13 protein-coding genes are annotated in these 19,677 nt (G+C 52.0%); 1 reads left to right on the forward strand and 12 read right to left on the reverse strand.

Going from position 1 to position 19,677, the window contains the following annotated elements:
- Positions 1-87: 87 nt before the first annotated feature.
- The 5 genes from ACFMKP_RS23910 to ACFMKP_RS23930 all read right to left on the reverse strand — a co-directional run bounded on the left by ACFMKP_RS23910 (position 88) and on the right by ACFMKP_RS23930 (position 7,969).
- Positions 88-1,170, reverse strand: coding sequence for a M20/M25/M40 family metallo-hydrolase (locus ACFMKP_RS23910; protein WP_382296151.1), 1,083 nt, complete (start codon positions 1,168-1,170; stop codon positions 88-90).
- A gap of 21 nt (positions 1,171-1,191) precedes the next feature.
- Positions 1,192-2,931: a peptidoglycan D,D-transpeptidase FtsI family protein gene (locus ACFMKP_RS23915; RefSeq protein WP_382296153.1), complete on the reverse strand. Its 1,740-nt coding sequence runs from the start codon at positions 2,929-2,931 to the stop codon at positions 1,192-1,194.
- 369 nt (positions 2,932-3,300) lie between these two features.
- Entirely contained in the window at positions 3,301-4,686 is a 1,386-nt protein-coding gene (locus ACFMKP_RS23920) for an MATE family efflux transporter (protein WP_382296156.1), read from the reverse strand.
- Between the two features lie 503 nt (positions 4,687-5,189).
- Complete coding sequence (malZ, locus tag ACFMKP_RS23925; RefSeq protein WP_382296159.1) at positions 5,190-7,043, reverse strand: maltodextrin glucosidase; 1,854 nt, start codon at positions 7,041-7,043, stop codon at positions 5,190-5,192.
- A gap of 320 nt (positions 7,044-7,363) precedes the next feature.
- On the reverse strand, positions 7,364-7,969 hold the full coding sequence (locus ACFMKP_RS23930) for an MBL fold metallo-hydrolase (protein WP_382296291.1): 606 nt from the start codon (positions 7,967-7,969) through the stop codon (positions 7,364-7,366).
- A 129-nt stretch (positions 7,970-8,098) separates the two neighbouring features.
- On the opposite strand from ACFMKP_RS23930, the gene ACFMKP_RS23935 reads away from it, so the two are divergent.
- Positions 8,099-9,655, forward strand: coding sequence for a choice-of-anchor Q domain-containing protein (locus ACFMKP_RS23935; protein ID WP_382296162.1), 1,557 nt, complete (start codon positions 8,099-8,101; stop codon positions 9,653-9,655).
- Between the two features lie 53 nt (positions 9,656-9,708).
- Here the strand turns inward: ACFMKP_RS23935 and ACFMKP_RS23940 are convergent, their stop codons facing one another.
- The 7 genes from ACFMKP_RS23940 to ACFMKP_RS23970 form a co-directional block, all read right to left on the reverse strand.
- Positions 9,709-11,040, reverse strand: coding sequence for a heme o synthase (locus ACFMKP_RS23940; RefSeq protein WP_382296165.1), 1,332 nt, complete (start codon positions 11,038-11,040; stop codon positions 9,709-9,711).
- A gap of 558 nt (positions 11,041-11,598) precedes the next feature.
- Positions 11,599-12,972: a glycosyltransferase family 39 protein gene (locus ACFMKP_RS23945; RefSeq protein ID WP_382296168.1), complete on the reverse strand. Its 1,374-nt coding sequence runs from the start codon at positions 12,970-12,972 to the stop codon at positions 11,599-11,601.
- Positions 12,950-14,839 (reverse strand): asparagine synthase (glutamine-hydrolyzing), encoded by a 1,890-nt coding sequence (asnB, locus tag ACFMKP_RS23950; RefSeq protein ID WP_382296171.1) that lies wholly within the window; start codon positions 14,837-14,839, stop codon positions 12,950-12,952. The genes ACFMKP_RS23945 and asnB overlap by 23 nt, the downstream gene beginning before the upstream one ends.
- The gene (locus ACFMKP_RS23955; RefSeq protein ID WP_382296173.1) at positions 14,803-15,918 is read right to left on the reverse strand and encodes a glycosyltransferase family 4 protein; all 1,116 of its coding nucleotides are present in this window, start codon (positions 15,916-15,918) and stop codon (positions 14,803-14,805) included. Before ACFMKP_RS23955 ends, asnB begins: the two co-directional genes overlap by 37 nt.
- Positions 15,915-17,129: a glycosyltransferase gene (locus ACFMKP_RS23960; protein WP_382296176.1), complete on the reverse strand. Its 1,215-nt coding sequence runs from the start codon at positions 17,127-17,129 to the stop codon at positions 15,915-15,917. Before ACFMKP_RS23960 ends, ACFMKP_RS23955 begins: the two co-directional genes overlap by 4 nt.
- A 575-nt stretch (positions 17,130-17,704) precedes the next feature.
- Positions 17,705-18,916, reverse strand: a complete 1,212-nt coding sequence (locus tag ACFMKP_RS23965) for a 30S ribosomal protein S1 (RefSeq protein ID WP_204753348.1) — start codon at positions 18,914-18,916, stop codon at positions 17,705-17,707.
- Between the two features lie 496 nt (positions 18,917-19,412).
- On the reverse strand, positions 19,413-19,658 hold the full coding sequence (locus ACFMKP_RS23970) for a hypothetical protein (protein WP_152976684.1): 246 nt from the start codon (positions 19,656-19,658) through the stop codon (positions 19,413-19,415).
- Positions 19,659-19,677 lie beyond the last annotated feature (19 nt).

Genomic DNA, 19,677 nt, shown 5'->3' on the forward strand with positions numbered 1-19,677 from the left:
AAGAGCATTTGTTCGACGATTTGAGCCGCCCGTTGCAATTGCACAACCGGAATAAACTCATCGACTGAGTGAATATTAACGATCGATTTAGATCATCAAGAGCATTTGTTCGACGATTTGAGCCGCCCGTTGCAATTGCACAACCGGAATAAACTCATCGACTGAGTGAATATTTTCGTAGCCAATCGCCAAGTTGGCAGTTTCGATGCCGTTGTTGCTGATGATGCTGACATCGCTACCGCCGCCTGTCACCACCAACGAAGGCTCAAGGCCAATCGCCCGAATTGCTTGATTGAGTAATTGCACAATGGCAGCATCGGGGGCCAGTACGCTCGGGCCATAATGTTGTTTATGTTCAATTTCAACCGTTGCGCCAAATTTGGCTGCTGCTTGCTCCAAGGCGTTGCGCATGATTTGCCATTGAGCATCGAGCTTGGCTTGGTTGCGCGAACGGGCCTCGCCTTTGATCACCACCACATCAGGCACGATATTGTTGGCCTTGCCGCCCTGAATCGAGCCAATATTGGCGGTTGTTTCATCGTCGAGTCGGCCCAAAGGCATTGCGGCAATCGCATGCGCCGCCACTTCAATCGCGCTAATGCCTTTTTCGGGAGCAACGCCAGCGTGGGCCGAAACCCCAGTAATCGTGGCAGTAAACGAATCGTGGGCTGGCGAACCAACACAGATCGCGCCAACATCGCCATTTAAATCAAAGGCCAAGCCTTGTTTCGCTTGCAGCTTGCTATAATCGAGGGCACGTGCTCCATTTAAGCCAGTTTCTTCTTGCACCGTAAAAACTAATTCGATTGCGCGGTGCTGCTTGCCCGATTCAATCACTGTTTGAACACCTTCCAAGAAGGCGGTCACGCCAGCCAAATCATCGGCTCCAAGCACCGTATCGCCAGCGCTATAGATATTGCCATCGCGCAGAACTGGCTCTTTGCCATGACATGGAGCGACGCTATCCATGTGGGCGTTCAGCAATAACGGAGCGCCAGCCCCAGCCAAACGGGCAATCACATTGCCAATTGCATCTTGCTCGCAACTTAAGCCCAGTGCTTGGCAGCGCTCGATCAAATGCGCAGCCATGGCGGCTTCGCCACCAGATGGATTATCGATTCGAACCAAAGTAAAAAAGGTATCGAGCAGACGCTCTTGATTGATAGCCATGAAAAATCCTTCAAAAAACGCTTACGGATTGATTTCCAATGCAGCGGTCATGACAATGCCTGCCAACGAGCCGCCAACACTGGTGCCTTCGCCACCATTCTCAACCATCACCGCCACCGCGTATTTGGGGTCGTCGAGCGGAGCCAACGAGATAAACCAAGCGTGCGGTGCGCCCAGCGGATTTTCGGCAGTACCCGATTTGCCGCCAACGCTATAGCCTGGCACGCCAGCCACGGTTGCGCCCGACCAGCCTTGTTCAACGACAGCCTTCATCGAAACCCGAATTCGCTGCGAAACTTCGACGCTCATTGGATCGCCGATTTTGCGCGGGCGGGCTTGATACAACTCGCCGCCTTGAGGCGTGGTCACCCGTTCTACCAAATAGGGCTTCATCATATCGCCGTTGTTGCCAATCGATTGGGTGATCATCGCCATTTCAAGCGGCGTAACCAACAAGCGGCCTTGGCCATAGGCCGTGTCGGCAACTGCCACCGGCTGGCTCCACCACTCATCGCCGTCTTCGCCGCCATACAGTTGGCTTGGCGCTGATGGCAAGTCGGTCAAATCGCCAGTATCGGGCAATTCATCGGCGGGGTAAATATGGAAGCGCCGCGCTTGATCTTCAAGCAAATTGCGGCCCTCGCTTTGCAAGCGAATGCCATATTGGGCAAAGGCGGTGTTGCACGAAAAGGCATACACACCATCAAGCCCAAACTTTTGGCCAAATTTTTGAGCAATATAGCCAGCTTCGTCATCAACTGCATTGACCACGGGCACGCTTACGCCTTCTTGTGGGAACAACTCGTTGGGGCAGGTAATTTCCTCAGGCTTGCCAACATCGGGATTATTCAAAACCCCAATTGCCGTGACCGTTTTGAAGGTCGAGCCTGGTGGATATTGGCCTTGGGTCGAGCGAAATACTAAGGGCCGCGATTCATCGCTAATCAACGAGTTCCAATAATTAACCACCCGATCGCTTTCAGCAGCATAATCTTCTGCATCAAGCCGCAAGGTCAATTGCGAAGGATCGAAACTGGGCGTGCTAACCATAGCCCGAATTGCGCCGGTTTTAACATCCATTACCACGACCGAGCCAACCCGCCCATCGAGCGCCTTGAAAGCGCGGTCTTGCAATTGGGCATTGATTGTCAGCTGTACGTTATTGCCTTCGCGGGGGCGGCTAAACAGCTGATTTTGCAAATTCTGCCAGCTATTGCCCTTGCCACCAGCCAAATATTCGTTATAGCTACTTTCCAATCCATACAAGCCATAGATGCTGCTAACGTAGCCCAAGGTATGGCCAAACGCACGCATATCGTATTGATTGGCGATTGGATAGGTACGATACGAGCGATTATCCGAAACGATCACATTTTCGGCCATGGTTACGCCTTGCGAATCGAAAATCGCGCCGCGCTTAATTCGGTTGGTGCTACGCACAAGCCGAATATTGCTGGTAACATTGCCATCGTCCTCGGCCACGACCCGATTATAAATTTCATCGGCACGAATAACTTGCGTCCGCAGCAATTGCAGCGTCAACATCGTAAAGCCAATGATCATAAACAAGGCTAAGTTTTGGGTTGCAGTATAAATTCCGGTGGCACGTTGGGTGCGAATCGGCCAAATTGCAAAACCACCAAGCAACGTGGCAGCCCATAAACATGGCAGCCAATGCTCTTCTTTTGACCACGGCACCATGCCATAGATGATCAAGCCAACCGCGATTAACCCAGCTACTGATTTCAAGAAACGCTGCATGCGACCGCTCTCCTGTAACCAAAACGTAGTTCCATTATAAAGCTAAATGGATCAGCCGCAATGAAAGCAGGATGAAAAGGCAGTAGCAAAGGCAAAAATCAAAAGCCGAATTTGGCTACAGGCTATGGGCTATAGGCTATTGGATTGGCATGCCCTCACCCCCAGCCCCTCTCCCACTGCACGCGGGCGAGGGGAGTACCGACTCCGTGATTCCCCCTCGCCCGTCGAACGGGCGAGGGGGCTGGGGGTGAGGGGATCAATCCATGGTTAACGCAATGAACCAGTACATCTCTGTTCTATGTTCTTACGCTTCATCCTTCATCCTTCATCGTTTGCTCTCTGTTCTATGTTCTTACGCTTCATCCTTTGCTAGACTTTGGCACTTTGCCATTTGCCTTGGCGGAAGCGCCACCAAGCCAAGGTTCCTTGCACAGCAAAATCGGTGCACATCGCTAGCCAAATGCCATTCAAGCCAAGATCGAAGTGTTTGACCAGCAGCCAAGCCAAGGGCAAACGCACGCACCAAACACTCAGCATTTTGCTAATCAAAGGCCATTTTGGCTCGCCGCCGCCGCGCAAACTGCCGCTGAAGATAAAATTGGCCGCTAAGGCTGGCTGGGCAAAACCAACCATGCGCAAGGGCAAGGCCGCCAAACGCACAACTTCTTCATCGGCAACGAAAAAGCGCAAAAAGACTTCGGGCGCAATCACAAACAGCAAGCCAATCGCGCTCATAAAAATTGCGCCTAAACGAAAGGCTTCGAAGCCACTTTCACTGGCTGCTTGGGGCTGATTTGCGCCCATATGTTGGCCAACCAAGGTCGTTGCCGCCACCGCCATGCCCATGCCAGGCAAAAACGAGATGCTCTCAATCGTGATAATCGTGTTGTGGGCAGCGTAGGCCGCCGTGCCAATATCGTTGATCAAATGGATGAAAATCAACAATGCTGCTTGAAAGATAAATTGTTCAGCACCATACGGCAGGCCTTGGCGTAAAATCCGCCACATCAAACTGCGATTAGGCCGCGGGATTTGATTGAGTTGCAAACCTGAGCGCCCGCGAATCAAGGTTGCGAGCACGATTAAGCCGCCGACTCCTTGCCCGCTCATGGCCGCAAAGGCTGCGCCATTGATGCCGAGCGCCGGAAACCCAAGGTAGCCATTGACCAAGAGCAACGATAACACTGCATTGATGCCGTTGACCACCAGCATCACTTTGAGCGGCGTGCGGGTATCGCCCGAGCCACGCAAGGCGGCGTTGCCAACATAGAGCATCGCCATCAGCGGCATTGATAAGGATGAAATGCGCAAATAGCCAGCACCATAACGTCGCACTTGCTCGTTCGCACCAAGCAAATCCATCAGTTGCGGCGCAAAGGCGTAGGCTAAAAATAGGCCAAGCAAGCCCATTGCCAGCCCAATAATCAAGCCTTGGCGCAAGGTTTGGTTGGCTTGTTCACGCTCGCCAGCCCCTATAAAGCGCGCAATTACCACCGTGCTGCCAAGCGCAACTGCCATAAAAAAGGTAATTAATGTCCATGTAACTTGGCTCGAAATGCCAGTTGCCGCCAACGCAACTTGGCGGTCGTAGCCATTCGCAGTAGCAACTTCAAGGCTTAAGTGACCTACCACATAGGTATCCACCAAGCCCACCATCAAGCTCAATAATTGCTCGCCAACTGCTGGCAAGCCCAACTTTAATACAGCGCTGCGTTGGCTGCTGCGCCCCCGAGTCGCGCCTACTGGAATTGCCATGATTTGTCCGTTACCTCATGCAATATGTCGATATATGCATAATAGCAGAAGTCACGTAAAGTCAAAAGGCAGAAGGCAAAAATCAAAAGAGCTGAGCAGAGAGCATAGAGATCAGAGATTGGGAATCGGGGACGTTTAACGCAGAGGCGCAGAGGATGCATGGCTATTGGCTATTGGCTATCGGGGAGCAGGAACATAATCCCAAAATCTGTGTCAATCTGTGGCAAAAAATCGTGCTTCGTGTCCTTCGCGCTCTTCGTGGTTTCATGCTTCGTGCGCTTCGTGCCCTTCGTGGATCAATTACTAACGCAGCGGTGCAGAGATTCAAAAATATGAAGGATGAGGGATGAAGGATGAAATGCACAGACGAGGGAATGAGAAACCTTCGCGACCTTCGCGCTCTTCGTGGTTTCATACTTCGTGCCCTTCGTGAATCAATGCTGCCCCAATCCCCAACAACCGATCGCAAGATCTCTATGTTCTATGCTCTTTGTTCTCTGTTCTTACTTCATGCGCCAAATGCTTGCACCGATGCCAGTTTGCGGCAGTTGCAACCCGCCAGCCTCAATGGTAATTTCGTTTGCCTCGTCAACCTGCGCAAAAACAGTTCCATCGGCGAGGCCGGTTGCCAGCATGGGAATTGATGGAATGTTGGCGGCGGCTCGCTGCGCAACAATCAACAAACATTCATCAGCACTACGCCGCACAAACGCCACCGTATCGCCCTCGGCCTGCAATAATTGAAACCCGCCAACGCTTAGCGCACTCGAATTTCGCCGCAATGCAATCAAGCGCCGATAAAATCCGAGCAATTCGTGATCCCAAGCTTGAGCATCCCACGGCATACAGCCACGGCAATAGGGATCGCCGCCGCCTTGCAGCCCAATTTCATCGCCATAATAAATACACGGCACGCCAGGAAAGCTCATTTGCAAGGTTACCGCAACTTGGTGCAAGGCTCGGTTGCCGCCAACAATCGTCAGCAAGCGCGGCGTATCATGCGAATCGAGCAAATTAAATTGTTGTAAGGCGATTTGCCACGGAATAACCGCCAAGAATGCTAACCATTGCTCGCCCAAAGCTTCGCTTGGCAATAAGGCCCGATCTTCCCACGCCAAATTCCAGACCGAAGCCATATCGAAGCCAACCAACCACTGCAAAGTTGGAAAGGTAAAACCGCGATAATTCATGCTGGCATCGAGTTCGTCGCCCTGCAAGTGATTGCTGCCATCGTAGAAATGTTCGCCGAGCAAATAGGCCTCTGGGGCTTCGGCTTTGACCGCACGGCGCAAGGCGCGACCAATTTTATGCCCCAATTGGCTTGGGCCTTGGCGGGCCAACATATTTGCCACATCGATGCGCCAGCCATCAATTGCATATGGTTGGCGCAACCAATGGCGCACAATCGATTGCTCGTCGCCATAAATTGCATGCCGCAAGCCTTGGCTGGCATAATTGAGTTTGGGCAACGAACGATGACCAAGCCACGATTGATACTCGTTGGGATGCTCGATCCACGAAAAATAATCGGTGCTTGGCGCGTTGGCATCAGCTTGAGCTGCCGTAAACCAATGATGGGTATAGCCACAGTGATTGAGCACAATATCAAGCATTAATTTCATCTGGTAGCGCTGGCTAATTTGGCGCAACTCCACCAAGGCCGCTTCGCCACCAAAATGAGCATCGATCTGCAAATAATCGGCAGTATCGTATTTGTGGTTCGATGGCGCAGTAAAAATCGGCGTAAGATACAGCGCATTAATTCCCAGCTGATCAAGATAATCGAGCTTTTGGGTAATGCCCTGTAAATCGCCACCAAAAAACTCCACCCCACCAGTTGCTTTCTGCGGCGTTTCGCCCCATTGCCGGGCGATAGCTGGCACGCCATACACGTTGTACTCGCCAGCAACCACATTATTGCTCGGCTCGCCATCACAAAAACGATCGGGAAAAATTTGGTAGAACACTGCCGAATGCACCCAAGTTGGGGCGTGATACTCGGCCAACAGCTTAAAATCTGTCGCATCGGTTGGCGTTGAGCGTTGCATACCCGCTGCCGAAAGCCACCAACCGCCATGCTCAGTCATCAGCCAAAAGCGATAGCCAGTGCGCGGCATTGAGAGCGTAATACTGCCCTGCCACCATTGCTCTGTTGCCGTGCGTTCGGCAAGTTGCATCAGCACAAAAGTTTGCTCACCATCGGGGCAAAGCCGAATAAAGGCTTGGCTAATGGGTGCATCGAGCGAGCTGCGCAACCGCACTGTCACCGTTTGACCAAGTTGATAGGGCTGGCTTGGTTGAAGATAGAGCGCCGAACCATCGTGGTAGACAGCGCGTGTCCAAGTTGGATAGTGCATCGGTGTTTCTCGTTACTAATGGGAATCGGTTGTTAGGGGTTGGGGATCGGAGAGCATAAACGTAATGGTTCATTGGATGGCCAATCAATGACATGCCCTCACCCCCAGCCCCTCTCCCACTGAACGCGGGCGAGGGGAGCAGACTCTTTTTTTTACCACCCATTGCGGCAGAACCACGGCATTAAAGCCCCTCGCCCGCGCAATGAGAGAGGGGTTGGGGTGAGGGCATCAGGCCGTTGCTAATGCAATAAACTAATACATCTCTGTTCTATGCTCTTATAATTCCCGATCCCCAACAACCAATCCCCGACCCCCAGCTTTTACCACTCAGCGTCGCCGTAGAATTCGCCGTGATCGCGGGCAAGGAAGGCTTCGATTTTGGGCCGAATTGAGCCTAGGCTAAATTCTGGGCCATGGCCAGCATAACAAATCAGCTGATCATCCCAGCTGAGGATGATATTGCGCAGAGTTTGTAAGGTCGTTTGAAAATCGGCAGCCGACCACGTGCGGCCCGGCCCGCCAGCAAAAATCGTATCGCCAACAATCGCAATTGGGCTATCAGCGACCAAAAAACTGACCATATCGCCAGTATGCCCAGGCGTGTAGACGGCCTTGATCGTGTGGTGACCAACTGTCAAAAGCTGACCATCGTTGATGCCAGCATCAAGCGGCACTGGCCGAGTTTGCGGCCCGGGATGGCCGAGCACGGGCACATTCAGGCGTTGGCGAATGCTGGCAACTTCGCCAATATGGTCGTTGTGGGTGTGGGTTAGCCAAATTGCAATCGGCGTGGTGTTGTTGAGCATCACCTGCAAACGTGCTGGGTCAGCACCCGGATCGATCAACACACTTTCGTTAGTGTGGGGGCAAACCAAGGCATAGCTGTTCATAGGCCATGGCCCAACAGCGCGGTGGCGTAATTCCATCACAAATTTCCTCCTTGCTTCATTATAGATTCAAATTGGCTCAATGGTGATGATTGCACCAAAAAGCATTGTTTTGGTATGGTGCAGTATCATAAGCCATTGAATTAATTCATTATTAAGGAGTGTTCGATGGTTTTGTTATTTGGACGAATTCTCTTGCTGATTGGGTTACTGGCTGGAGTATGGCCGAGCAATTCTCAAGCCAGCAGCCCGCTTGTCGATTGTAATTCGGCAGCGGTTAGCGCAGCAATCAACGCAGGCGGCATCATCAATATGAATTGTAGCAACCCAACCGTGCTTATATTTAGCAACGAACTTGTACTTAACCAACATACCGAAATCAATGGCAATAACAACGCAATTTTTGATGGCCAGAATACGCGGCGCTTGCTGCGCAGTGCCAATCACCTCAACATTACGCTGCGCAACTTAACGATTCGCAATGGCCATACGAGCGATCAAGGCGCAGGCCTCAAAATTGGCTTTTGGAACACGCTGAGCATCAGCAATCTGCGATTTGAAAATAATCAAGCGACGAAAGATAGTGCAGCCTGCGATGGTGGTGGGGCAATCTTCATTGGTGGCGGCAGCCGGGCAACAATTGATCAGAGCATGTTTATCAACAATCGGGCTAATAATGGCGGCGCAATTAATAGTTTGCGCACAAATTTAGTTGTTAGTAATAGCAATTTTGAGCAAAATAGCGCCATGCATACTGCTGCAATCAATCAGCATGGCGATTGTGGCGGCGGTGGCGCAATCTACATCGATGGAACACGATCACCCGCCGATGGAGGCCCCGATGGCATTATGCTACAGAACAATAGCTATACGAGCAATACAAGCAACAATCATGGCGGCGCGATTTTTATTGGCTTGTATAGCAACGAAACCGCCACAATTGAGCGTTCGAGTTTCACCAATAATAGCGTAACCTACGCTCCATCAGCCGATTGGTCAGGCACTGGAGGCGCAATTTGGTATGGTTTTGCCGCAACTGTTGTAAGCAACGAACGCCTCATTATCAACAATTCGACGCTCGAAGGCAACAAAGCCATTCGTCAAGGCGGTGGATTGTGGGTTGATGCCCCAGCAACGATTCGCAACACAACCTTTTATGCCAATGATGCAACCGATCCGCGTAGTTATCCTGATGGCGAAGAATGGAAAAAAGGCAATGGCGGAGCCTTGGCAGTGAATAATAACGCAGCGGTGGATATTACTAACGCAACATTTGCCCAGAACCATGCTGGTTTCAATGGCGGCGCAATCGCAGGCCAAACGATCACAATTCGCAATACGCTATTTGCCCACAACTCAACCGATTGGAACATCAAGATTATGCAACATTGTACCAACGCATTGATTGATGGCGGCAATAATATGCAATATCCGCCCAAGAATCCCAACCCTAATTTCTGGAACGAAACCAACTGTACGAGCGGCATCCGCACTCCCGAGTTGAACCTTGTAGGCCTTGCAAATAACGGTGGCGCGACCAAAACAGCAGCCTTGCCTGCTGGGAGTCCAGCGATCAATGCAGGCAATCCGGCAACCTGTATTGGGCTTGATCAGCGTGGGTATACACGGGCGGGAACCTGTGACATTGGCGCATTTGAATATAATGGCGCTCCATTTAACCCAAGCCATACTATTTATCTGCCGCTGGCGCGCAAACCCAGCTAAAATGCAAAACCCGCTTGACTCGCTAAAAGCCAAGCGGGTTGCTTACGCATAATTTAGCCAAGCAAAGCGCGGTCGATGCCCATGGCCACAAATAAAAGCGCCAGATAGAGCAACGAATAGCGATAGAGCTTCCAAGCGGCGGCATGCGAATGGTCGCGCATCATGTTGGCAGCGTAATACAAGAAAATTGCACCCAGCACCATGGCCAAGCCAAGGTACAACAAGCCAACCACTTGCAACGAAACCAACATAAACGAAAGCGCAATCATAATGAACGAATAGAGCACAATTTGGCGACGGGTTTCGGCCTCGCCTTTGACAACTGGCAACATTGGCACGCCAGCTTTGGCATAATCTTCGCGCCGAATAATTGCCAAGGCCCAAAAGTGTGGTGGAGTCCAGTAGAAGACGATGGCAAACAGAAACACTGCGGGCAGCCACTTAATTGGGCTATCCACAAACAAGTTAATATCAGTGCCAGCTGCCCAACCAACCATTGGCGGAATCGCGCCAGCTGCGCCGCCAATCACAATATTTTGTACCGTGGTTCGCTTCAGCCACATGGTATAAATCACCACGTAGTAGAAAATGCCGCTCACCGCCAAAATTGCGGTTAACAAATTAACTGGCAAGAGCACCAAAAACGATAACACGCTGAGCGTCAGGCCAAAGCCCAACACTTCCCATTGGGTCAAGCGATTATTGGGCAAGGGCCGTTTTTTGGTGCGACTCATCACTGCATCAATATCGCGATCGTAGAACATATTGATCGCATTGGCCCCGCCTGCGGCCAACGTGCCACCAAGCAAAGTCAACACCACAATATAGAATTTAGGCCACTCGCCGCCATTCGCCAAATACATGGGAATCAGGGTCGTCAGCAAGAGCAGCGAAATAATCCGAAATTTCATCAAGACCCGAAAATCGGCCAATTTGCTGTTAGTTTGATTTTTAGGTGTGCTGATTTCGCTGTGATAGGCCAAATACGTAATCAAGCCAGTGACGATGGTGGTTGCCACGGCACACGCCAAATTGGCCCAACCAACCCAATCGGCGTAGGTGGTATTGACCAAGGCAATTACGGCAATGCCCAAGGGCTGGGCAATCCAGGTGAGCCATTGAATTGGCCGATGTTCAGCTCGCGCTGAGCCGACCACCGAGATCAAGCCCAACAAGCCACAAACCAACAACCAACCGAATACGACCGGAGCCAGCGTATGCTGTGGACTCAAAACCCACCATAGGCTATTGACGGTTGTTAATGCACTAAAAACCGCCGTCAAGGCTGCGGTCGGACGAAACGAATCGCGAGGCTTTGCAGGCAAGCGTTCACTGATTGCTGCACTGACCTCTTTTTTTTGTTCAGGGGTGGCAAGAGCCGGCATAGGCCTCGGTTCCTTTGTACGCGCTAACAAACAGACCGTTCCGCTTGAACGGTTGCTCGCTATGATACCATTGATTATGTTCTCTCAAAGATATAGCATAGCCAATTCGGAGTGTCAAACGCTTAGCAGATTTTAGGGGTCAGGGATCAGGGGTAAGAGCATAGCTGTACTAGTTCATTAGGTTAACCACGGCTTGATCCCCTCACCCCCCAACCCCCTCTCCCACGTGGCGGGCGAGGGGCTTTAAACGTGTGGTTCTCCCGCAATTGCTTGGCGAACAATGGTCGGCTCCCCCTCGCCCGCGTTCAGTGGGAGAGGGGGTTGGGGGGTGAGGGAACATGGTAGCCAACCCAATGAACTAGTACACATAGAGCATAGAGCGTAGAACATAATTCCACGAATCTGGGCAATCCGTGGCAAAAAATCATCATTCGTGTAATTCGTGGCTAAAAAATAATCGTGCTTCGTGTCCTTCGTGCCCTTCGTGGATCAAATCTTCGCGTGCTTCGCGGTTTCGGTTATTCTCGCCCCCGATCCCCGACCCCTGATCCCCCGCCCCTATGTTCTTTGCTCTATACTCGGCCCATAGTGCACGGTTCTTGCTTGGCGTTGCGCCACCTGAGCATCGCGCCAACGATACCAACAATAGCCAGCAAACAAAAAGAAGATTGGCCACAATTGCACCCGATGACGATAGGCCGTGCCAAAATTGCCATATTGCGGTGCGGCAGCAGCACTGCCAGCCAACAAATATAACCACAGCAACATCGTTTCGCGCCAACGGCTACGCCACGCCAACAGCATTCCAACCATCGCCAAAATCCACAACGGATACCACAGCAAGGCCGCTTCGGGAATCGTCAGCAACTGGGCGGTGCTTTTGGTTGCTTCCCAAGGCCAAGGCCGCAACCAAAAATTAATCAAAGCAATTGGCAAATAACGGGCAAAGCCAAGCGGCGTAGTCGTATCAATCGTATTTTCAATTGTGCCTGTGCCGGTCGAATTGGCCTCGCGCTTTTCGGCAATTGCACTCAGCGAAAGTCGCTCTTGCAAATAATTACTGCCCAAAAAGCCATAGCCACTGCTCGAAAGCACCAAACCGAGGGCCACAATCGTCACGGCGCTGAGGCTCAAGCGGATCAGCCAATGGCGAGTTTGCTGAAAGCCAATCGTCAAAGCGATCATCAAACCAATGCCAATCGAGGTTTCGCGGCGCACGCTCATCAAAGCCCCAATCAGCACCACCAACAAGGGAATTTGCCAGAGCGACGAGCGCAAACCTTGGCTGGCTACATACAAAACCCAGACCGAAAGCAGCACCACCGCGCTATCTTTGAGATTTTGCGAAGTCCAGAGCACCAGTGAGGGCATAAACAGCATCCAAATTGCGGCAAAACGCCCAACTCGCTGGTCGAAAAAGTGGTTGCCTAATTTGGCAGTGTAGACCGCCGCCATGCCTGCAAACAAGCCATTGGCCAATTTCACCAGTAAGGTATTTGGCTCGAACAGCCAAAAAAGCACTGCCGAAAAATAGACATAGCCAGGCGCACCAACTGGCATAGTCACCACTGCTTCGTAGCTGGCAAAATAATTAAGTCGCCACGCTTGGGCAATCGCCATGGCATGCGGGCCATAGGCTGCGCCATCGCTCAGCGATTCAAAACTGGGCCACAGAAACTCCAGCGCAAAGCTGGCTCCCCAACGCAAGCCCATCGCTGCAAAACACAACACAAGCATGCTACGCAACTCGGCTGGCTTGCTAATCAGCCAAACCCAGCCATACGCCAGCGCGGTTAGGCCAAGGCAAAATGCCATCCCAGCCAAATAACGCAGCGGCATCAAGCCCGCCACGCCGCCTAAGCCAAAGCAAAGGCAGGCAACCAACAATGAGCTAAGCCAACGATGATTCTTAATCCACATAATTGTGCGCATCTGGCCTCATTTGGTGATGAGTTTGCAGCCATAGTTCTAAACTGAGCAATGTCCAGAGTTGATGTCCTGCGTTGATTGTACCAGCCCAATGGGCTTTGCAGAGTTGTTCAAGCTTGGGTTTGGCCAACCATTGATGAAGTTTACTCGTATCAGCCAGCAAATAATCGTGCAGCATCGGCTTGAGTTGCTGGCGAAACCACGCATCAAGCGGCACGCCAAAGCCATGTTTTGGCCGCTCAAGAATTATTTTGGGCAGACGATCAGCGTAGGCTTGGCGTAACAACCATTTGCCGCGCCCGCCGCGCCAGAGTAAATTAGCGGGCAATTGCAAAGCCCACTCAACCAAATGCTGATCCAAAAATGGCGAGCGCACTTCCAAGCCATAGGCCATGCTCATGCGATCGGCCTTCACCAATAGATCATCGGGCAAATAGCTAGTAAGGTTATAACACAACAACTGCGCCAATGGATCGCTAATGCCAGCTGTGGATTGGCGATAGTGTTTGGCAGCGCTTGGCTGAAGCTCAGCTACACCCCAATCTGCCAATTCTTCTGGGGTAAAGGCCATGAGCCAGCGCGGAAAACCCTGCGCCAATGGCAATTTGATTTTTGCCACCACCCGTTTGATGCGGGCCAAACGCTGATTAGCTTTGGTTTCAGGCAGCAGCGCGATTGTTTGTTCAATGCTGCGGCGCAGCAGGCTTGGCAATTGGTGGTAGCGCTGCGTCCAGATGCCAGCGCCAAAGCGTTCGTAGCCTGCAAACACCTCGTCGCCACCATCGCCCGAGAAGGCCACCGTGCAATGTTCGCGGGTCATTTGGCTGAGCAAGGCCATGGGCAAGGCCGAAGAATCGAGAAATGGCTCATCATAGTGGGCCAGCACATGCGGCAATTCAACAATTGCATTTGGCTCGACCATAAAGCAATGATGTTTGGTGCCAAGCTGTTTAGCAACCAATTCAGCATAAGCGCTTTCGTCATACCAACCACCGCCAGCAAAGCCAATGCTGAAGGTTTGCAATTGTTGACCGAGCAATGCTTGAGCCTCAGCCACAACGATGCTTGAATCTAAGCCACCGCTGAGAAACGCGCCCAATGGCACATCGCTGATGAGGCGTTTTGCAACTGCATCTCTGACCAACTGGCGCGTTTGTTCAATCGCGGTTTTGGCCGAAATGCTGAGCCGTGGTTGCTGGGCAAATTGGCGAGCCTGCCACCAAGGCCATTCGCGAATGCTGCCAGCTTGCCAAACCAAGCCATGGCCGGGTGCAAGTTGCTGAATCTGGGCATACCATGTCGCTGGATTCGGCACATAGCCATAAGTTAAGTAGGCCGAGAGCGCTTGTGGATTCAAGCTGCATTCAAGCTCAGGATACGCCAACAAGGCTTTGATTTCCGAGCCAAAGACCAAGCCATTGCTGGTTTGGCTGTAGTAGAGCGGTTTTTTGCCCAAGCGATCGCGTGCCAGCCACAAACGCTGGCTTGGCTCGTGCCAAGCTGCAAAAGCAAACATGCCTTCAAGCCGTGGCAGGGCTTGTTCGCCCCATTCGATCAAGGCCGCAAGCAGCACTTCGCTATCGCTGTTGGTGCGAAATTGATGGCCAAGCCCACGCAATTGCTGGCGCAAGGCCCGAAAATTGTAGATTTCGCCATTGAATACCAATTGCCAAGCACCATCGGGGCTGCTCAATGGCTGATCGCCAGTTGCCAAATCGATAATTGCCAAGCGCCGATGGCCTAATTGACAGCTACTCGATTGCCAGATACCTGCCCCATCCGGCCCGCGATGGCTCAATTGCTGGTTCATTGCCTGAATGGTGTTTGGCTCGATTAGGCTTGTGCTGACGATGCCGCAGATTCCACACATAAACATTCCTTGAGTGCTGTCACAATGCTGGTTTGATAGCGCTGGACGCTGTATTCGGCCTCGATTTTTTGGCGCGCTGCTTGGCCCATTTGCTGACGCAATTGCCCATCTTCAAGCAAACGCCCCAAATATTCGGCCCATTCAGCGGTGTTATTGGCCAAAAATCCGGTCTGGCCATGCTCGATAATTTGTTGATTAACTCCAACTGCGCTACACACGCTGGGAATTGCCGCCGCGCCATATTGAATTGCTTTGAGGCCACATTTGCCCTCGGCCCACAAATCGGCTTCAATTGGGTATAGACCGATGTCAATTTGCTGAAAATCGTGCCATTCGCGGGCTTGCTGCCAATCGAGATTCAAACATTCAACACCTGCAATTTCGATTGCTTGCGCCGTGCCAACCACCAGCAAGCGAAAGCGATAGCGCTCGGCGAGCTGGCTCAATACTGGTCGCAGCTGCTCCAAATAGCGGGCGGTCGAGTGGCTGCCAATCCAGCCAAGCGTACAAATTTGGGAATTTGGTACAGAACGTGGCTGACACTGTTGGCAATCCACCACGGTGGGAATGACATGCACATGCTGATTGAAACGGCGGGCATAATCGGCCAAATAGCTATTGCCAGCCCAAACCATGCGGCTAAAACTCAATAATTGATCGGTTTTGCTGGTTGGTCGGGCCAAACGGCTCAGCCAGCCATTAATGCTACGCTTGGGATCGGTCGGCAAAAAAATCGCATCATCAAAATCGAAAATAACTGGCACGCGCCGACTAAACCAACGCTCAATTATTGGCGCGCCGATTAACGCCGCCTCGCGCTGCACAATCACTGCTGCTGGTTGGCGCGGCAATTTGGCCAGCCATTGAATCAACGAGCTAAGCAATGCCGCCATTTTCTGAGGGTAACGCTTGGGTTGATAGAGCAAGCGCTGAAGCCGTGGCGTGGCAAATGGCACATAGCGCAATTCAATTCCCGCTGCGGCCAAGGCTGGCGCATAGGGCATAATTCGATAGCGCACACTGGCTGTCAGCATTGGTTGATAGGCTGTCAGGCAAAGCACAGAGTGCGCTTGGTTCATCGTTCTAACTCACGATAACAGGCTGCATAGCGTTCGATTGCGCTAGCCAAATCAAACTCACGTTCGGCAAAATCTCGGCAGCGTTGGCCAAGATCGGGTTGTTGGCGCAAGGCTTGGTAGCTTTGCCAAGCCGCTTGGTAGGCTGCTCGATTAAAATCAGCAATTTCAATTGCCACAGCTTGGGCAAATAATTCTTCGCTATCGCCAATGCCGGCGTTGCTAAAAATCGGCAAGCCACAAGCCAAATATTCGCCAAATTTGGTTGGCGACGAGGCAATTTTGGCATAGCTGGGCGTAATTAATGAGATCGCAACATCGGCAACACTCAGCCATTGCGCCACGTCGTTGCTCGCCACACTGCGGATTGTATAAGATTCTGCGGGGACATTCAAATGCTGCAAGGCGTTGATCAGCGGCTGCGGATCTTGGTTGGAAAGCACCAACCAACGCAAATCTGGCTCGCTTTGCAGCCATGTGGCGAAGCATTCGGCCAGATCAGCGCTACGATAGCCGCCGCCAAGCGAGCCACTATAAACTACAACCTGCTTTGTTTGCCAGCCCAATTCGTGGCGAATCCGAGTTCGCGCTTGCTCGTCGCGCTGCCAGCGTTGCAAATTGGCGGCGCATGGAATAACTGAGGTTTTATTGGCAATTTGTGAATTGTGGCTATGCTCGGCCAAATAACTCAAACTTTGTTTGGTCAAGGTGACAATTTGCTCAGCTTGGTTGAGGCCAGTTTGCTCAAGTTTTTTGAGCAAACGATAGAGCAAGCCAGTGCGTGGCATACCCAAATCAGCCCGTTCATCGGCCCAAAAACCGCGCAAATCGAAGAGCAAAGGCAGCTTAAACCAGCGTTTGAGCAGCAGCCCAAGCGTGAGCGGCACCGTTGAACGAATGTGCAAGGCTTGAATCCGATAGCGCCGCACAGCGATGGTTGCCATCCACAGCCCCAGCATCAAATCATACAAGGTTGCGGGTAAGGTTGGGCGTTGATGATAGCTCAACGGCAGCCACACAACATTATGGCGTTGCAAATGCTCAATCAGCGCCTGGCGACGCGCAACGTCGGCCCAACGGGCAGCTTTTTCAAACGAGAGAATCACAAATCGATGGCCATGTTGGGCAGCCAAGCCCTCTAAATAAGGCAAAATCTGTGTTTGGCCCAGCGGGTCGAGCAAGCCATCGTAGGTTATATAGAGTGTTTTGAGCATAGAATTTGGTTGGGGCATAGAACATAGAGCATAGAAAATAGAACATAGATGTACTGGTTTATTGCGTTAACGACGGTTTGCCCCTCACCCCCTAGCCCCTCCTTTCAAGGGTCGGTTTTGAGCGATTGGTCGGCAGTGGAGCGTTCCCTCACCCCCAGCCCCCTCTCCCACGAAAACACGGGCGAGGGGGAGCAGACCATTTTTCGCCAAGGAATTGCGGGAGAACCAGCGCGTTAAAGCCTCTCGCCCGCCGCAGTGGGCGAGGGGGCTGGGGTGAGGGGATCTTATAAACCTACCCTTGAAAGCTAGCCCCCTCTCCCGTCGAACGGGCGAAGGGGAACCGCTGAGTCAGTGCTCCCCTCGCCCGCGTTCAGTGGGAGAGGGGCTGGGGGTGAGGGAATGATCCTAGTTGCTAATCCATAGCCTGTAGCCCATAGCCTATAGCCATTAATCCTTCGTGCGCTTCGTGTCCTTCGTGGTTAAATGGTCTGATCCCCAACCCCCGATCCCCAGTTAAAAAAACAACGAGCCGTGCCAAAACGACACAGCCCGTTGTCCAAAATCGTCAGACGATCTTATGCGCCGACTTCTTCTTCGCTGGTTGCTTCAGCAGCATCGCTAGCGGCTTCGGTGCTAGCTTCAACAACGTCAGCTACAGGAGCTGCGGTTGCTTCAGCGGCTTCACCATCGCCATCAACGCGGCGCAAGCTCAAGCCAAGGCGTTGGCGTTGGCGATCAAGGCTGATCACCTTCACTTGCACTTGTTGGCCTTGTTGCAACGAATCTGGCGATTGGCCATTTTCGGTCAATTCTGAAGCGTGGATCAAACCTTCAACGCCTTCTTCAACGCGTACAAACACGCCGAAAGGAGCGATGTTGGTTACTTCACCAACGATCAATTGGCCGAGGTCGTAGCGTTGATCGATGGTTGCCCATGGATCTGGCTGCAAACGGCGCAAGCTCAAGCCAATCCGTTCGCGGTCGCGATCGACTTCCAAGACATAGACTTGGACTTCTTGGCCTGGTTGCAAGACTTCGCGTGGGTGGTTAACCCGTTGCCATGAAAGCTCTGAAATGTGAGCCAAACCATCAGCGCCGCCCAAATCGATGAACGCACCGAATGGGGTAAGTTGGTTGACCCGACCAGTGACCACTGCGCCTGGTTCGAGAGTTTCGAGCAAGCGTTCCTTTTGCGATTGTCGCCAGCGTTGCATAGCGGCCCGCTCTGAAAGTACCAAGCGATTGCGATCGCGATCAACTTCGATAACTTTCAAAGGAATATTTTGGCCGACCATCTTGGTCATAGCGCTTTGTTGGCCTTCGGTACCGGTGCGGCTGTGCAAGTTGACAACTTGTGAGGCTGGTACGAAACCGCGCACACGGCCAACTTGAACCAACAAACCGCCCTTGTTGAAACCAACAACGCCAGCTTCGATGATTTGACCATTTTCGAGCATCGTTTGGGCTTCTTGCCAATCGCGCTCAACCTGCACCATGTTGAGTGAAAGAACCAGTTCGCCTTCTTTTGATTCTGGTTCCATCACGTACACTTGCAGTGTGTCACCGTTCTTGATGCCACTAACCATTTCTGGTGGCAAGCGCCGCAGATCTTGGTTAGGGATAACGCCCTCGTGCTTTGCGCCAATGTCAACCAAGATTTGGCTGTCTTCGACGCGCATAACGATACCTTCACGCAGTTGACCGCGTTCTGGGCGTTGATAATCGTACTCAGCAAGCAGTGTCGTCCAATCTTGAACGGCATCCATGCTTTCGGTGTCCACTGTCATCGGGTCTCCAATTAGTTTTGATGGGTCTGCGAGCAAGCTCACAGGGTTAGGCCAATGCGACCAAGTTAATATTCGGAGAGCTTCATTCGGAAGGCGTTGCGTAGAAATGAGGATTTACGTGCTGCCACACCAAAGTTGCATCTATAGTCAACGCCAAACAGCGAGGTCGCCCGCTGACTGTTCAGCTGAAAAAATGGCGTTAAAAAAGCGCATCACGTGATCGTGCTTTGCGCGAAATGCATCTTTGTTTGACGGTGATTTGGGGAAACACGAAACGCTGTGTTCTCCTTCGCTGGTTATCAGCACAACCACGACTCACAGAGACGTAAGGCTACGATCAACGAAATTTAATGGTTTTTACGCGCCTGCAATTATACGTAGGTTAGCAGCGAATGTCAAATCTCAATTAATCCTTGGGGCTAGCCATTTAATCCTAAGCTGGCCTAGTTCTAGCCCAAAAGGGTACGTCCAGCAACCGATGCTGGACGTTGAGGCACTACAAGGCCGGTTCGGCGCTGGCAACAGCGATTGGCTCAGCTTCTAAAACAGCAGTTTCACGCGCTTGTTGAATTTCTTCCGTCCATTGAGCCGCATACAGCTCGGTATAACCACAGGCGCTACAGACTTGGGCCGAAAGCGGGCGATGGCCGCTCGCCAAGGTGCCTAGCACCATAATTTCAACCCCATCTGGGGTCACCAAAGCCGAGGTGGTCATTGCATTTGTGCATTTTGGGCAGTGCATAAAGCCTCCTTGCTTATTC

This window comes from Herpetosiphon sp. NSE202, assembly GCF_042688385.1.
Lineage (GTDB): Bacteria > Chloroflexota > Chloroflexia > Chloroflexales > Herpetosiphonaceae > Herpetosiphon.

Excerpts from the sequence above, each read along its gene's own strand:
- ACFMKP_RS23910 (WP_382296151.1), bottom strand. The coding sequence starts at position 1,170 with ATGGCTATCAATCAAGAGCGTCTGCTCGATACCTTTTTTACTTTGGTT.
- ACFMKP_RS23915 (WP_382296153.1), bottom strand. The coding sequence starts at position 2,931 with ATGCAGCGTTTCTTGAAATCAGTAGCTGGGTTAATCGCGGTTGGCTTG.
- ACFMKP_RS23920 (WP_382296156.1), bottom strand. The coding sequence starts at position 4,686 with ATGGCAATTCCAGTAGGCGCGACTCGGGGGCGCAGCAGCCAACGCAGC.
- malZ (WP_382296159.1), bottom strand. The coding sequence starts at position 7,043 with ATGCACTATCCAACTTGGACACGCGCTGTCTACCACGATGGTTCGGCG.
- ACFMKP_RS23930 (WP_382296291.1), bottom strand. The coding sequence starts at position 7,969 with ATGGAATTACGCCACCGCGCTGTTGGGCCATGGCCTATGAACAGCTAT.
- ACFMKP_RS23935 (WP_382296162.1), top strand. The coding sequence starts at position 8,099 with ATGGTTTTGTTATTTGGACGAATTCTCTTGCTGATTGGGTTACTGGCT.
- ACFMKP_RS23940 (WP_382296165.1), bottom strand. The coding sequence starts at position 11,040 with ATGCCGGCTCTTGCCACCCCTGAACAAAAAAAAGAGGTCAGTGCAGCA.
- ACFMKP_RS23945 (WP_382296168.1), bottom strand. The coding sequence starts at position 12,972 with ATGCGCACAATTATGTGGATTAAGAATCATCGTTGGCTTAGCTCATTG.
- asnB (WP_382296171.1), bottom strand. The coding sequence starts at position 14,839 with ATGTGTGGAATCTGCGGCATCGTCAGCACAAGCCTAATCGAGCCAAAC.
- ACFMKP_RS23955 (WP_382296173.1), bottom strand. The coding sequence starts at position 15,918 with ATGAACCAAGCGCACTCTGTGCTTTGCCTGACAGCCTATCAACCAATG.
- ACFMKP_RS23960 (WP_382296176.1), bottom strand. The coding sequence starts at position 17,129 with ATGCTCAAAACACTCTATATAACCTACGATGGCTTGCTCGACCCGCTG.
- ACFMKP_RS23965 (WP_204753348.1), bottom strand. The coding sequence starts at position 18,916 with ATGACAGTGGACACCGAAAGCATGGATGCCGTTCAAGATTGGACGACA.
- ACFMKP_RS23970 (WP_152976684.1), bottom strand. The coding sequence starts at position 19,658 with ATGCACTGCCCAAAATGCACAAATGCAATGACCACCTCGGCTTTGGTG.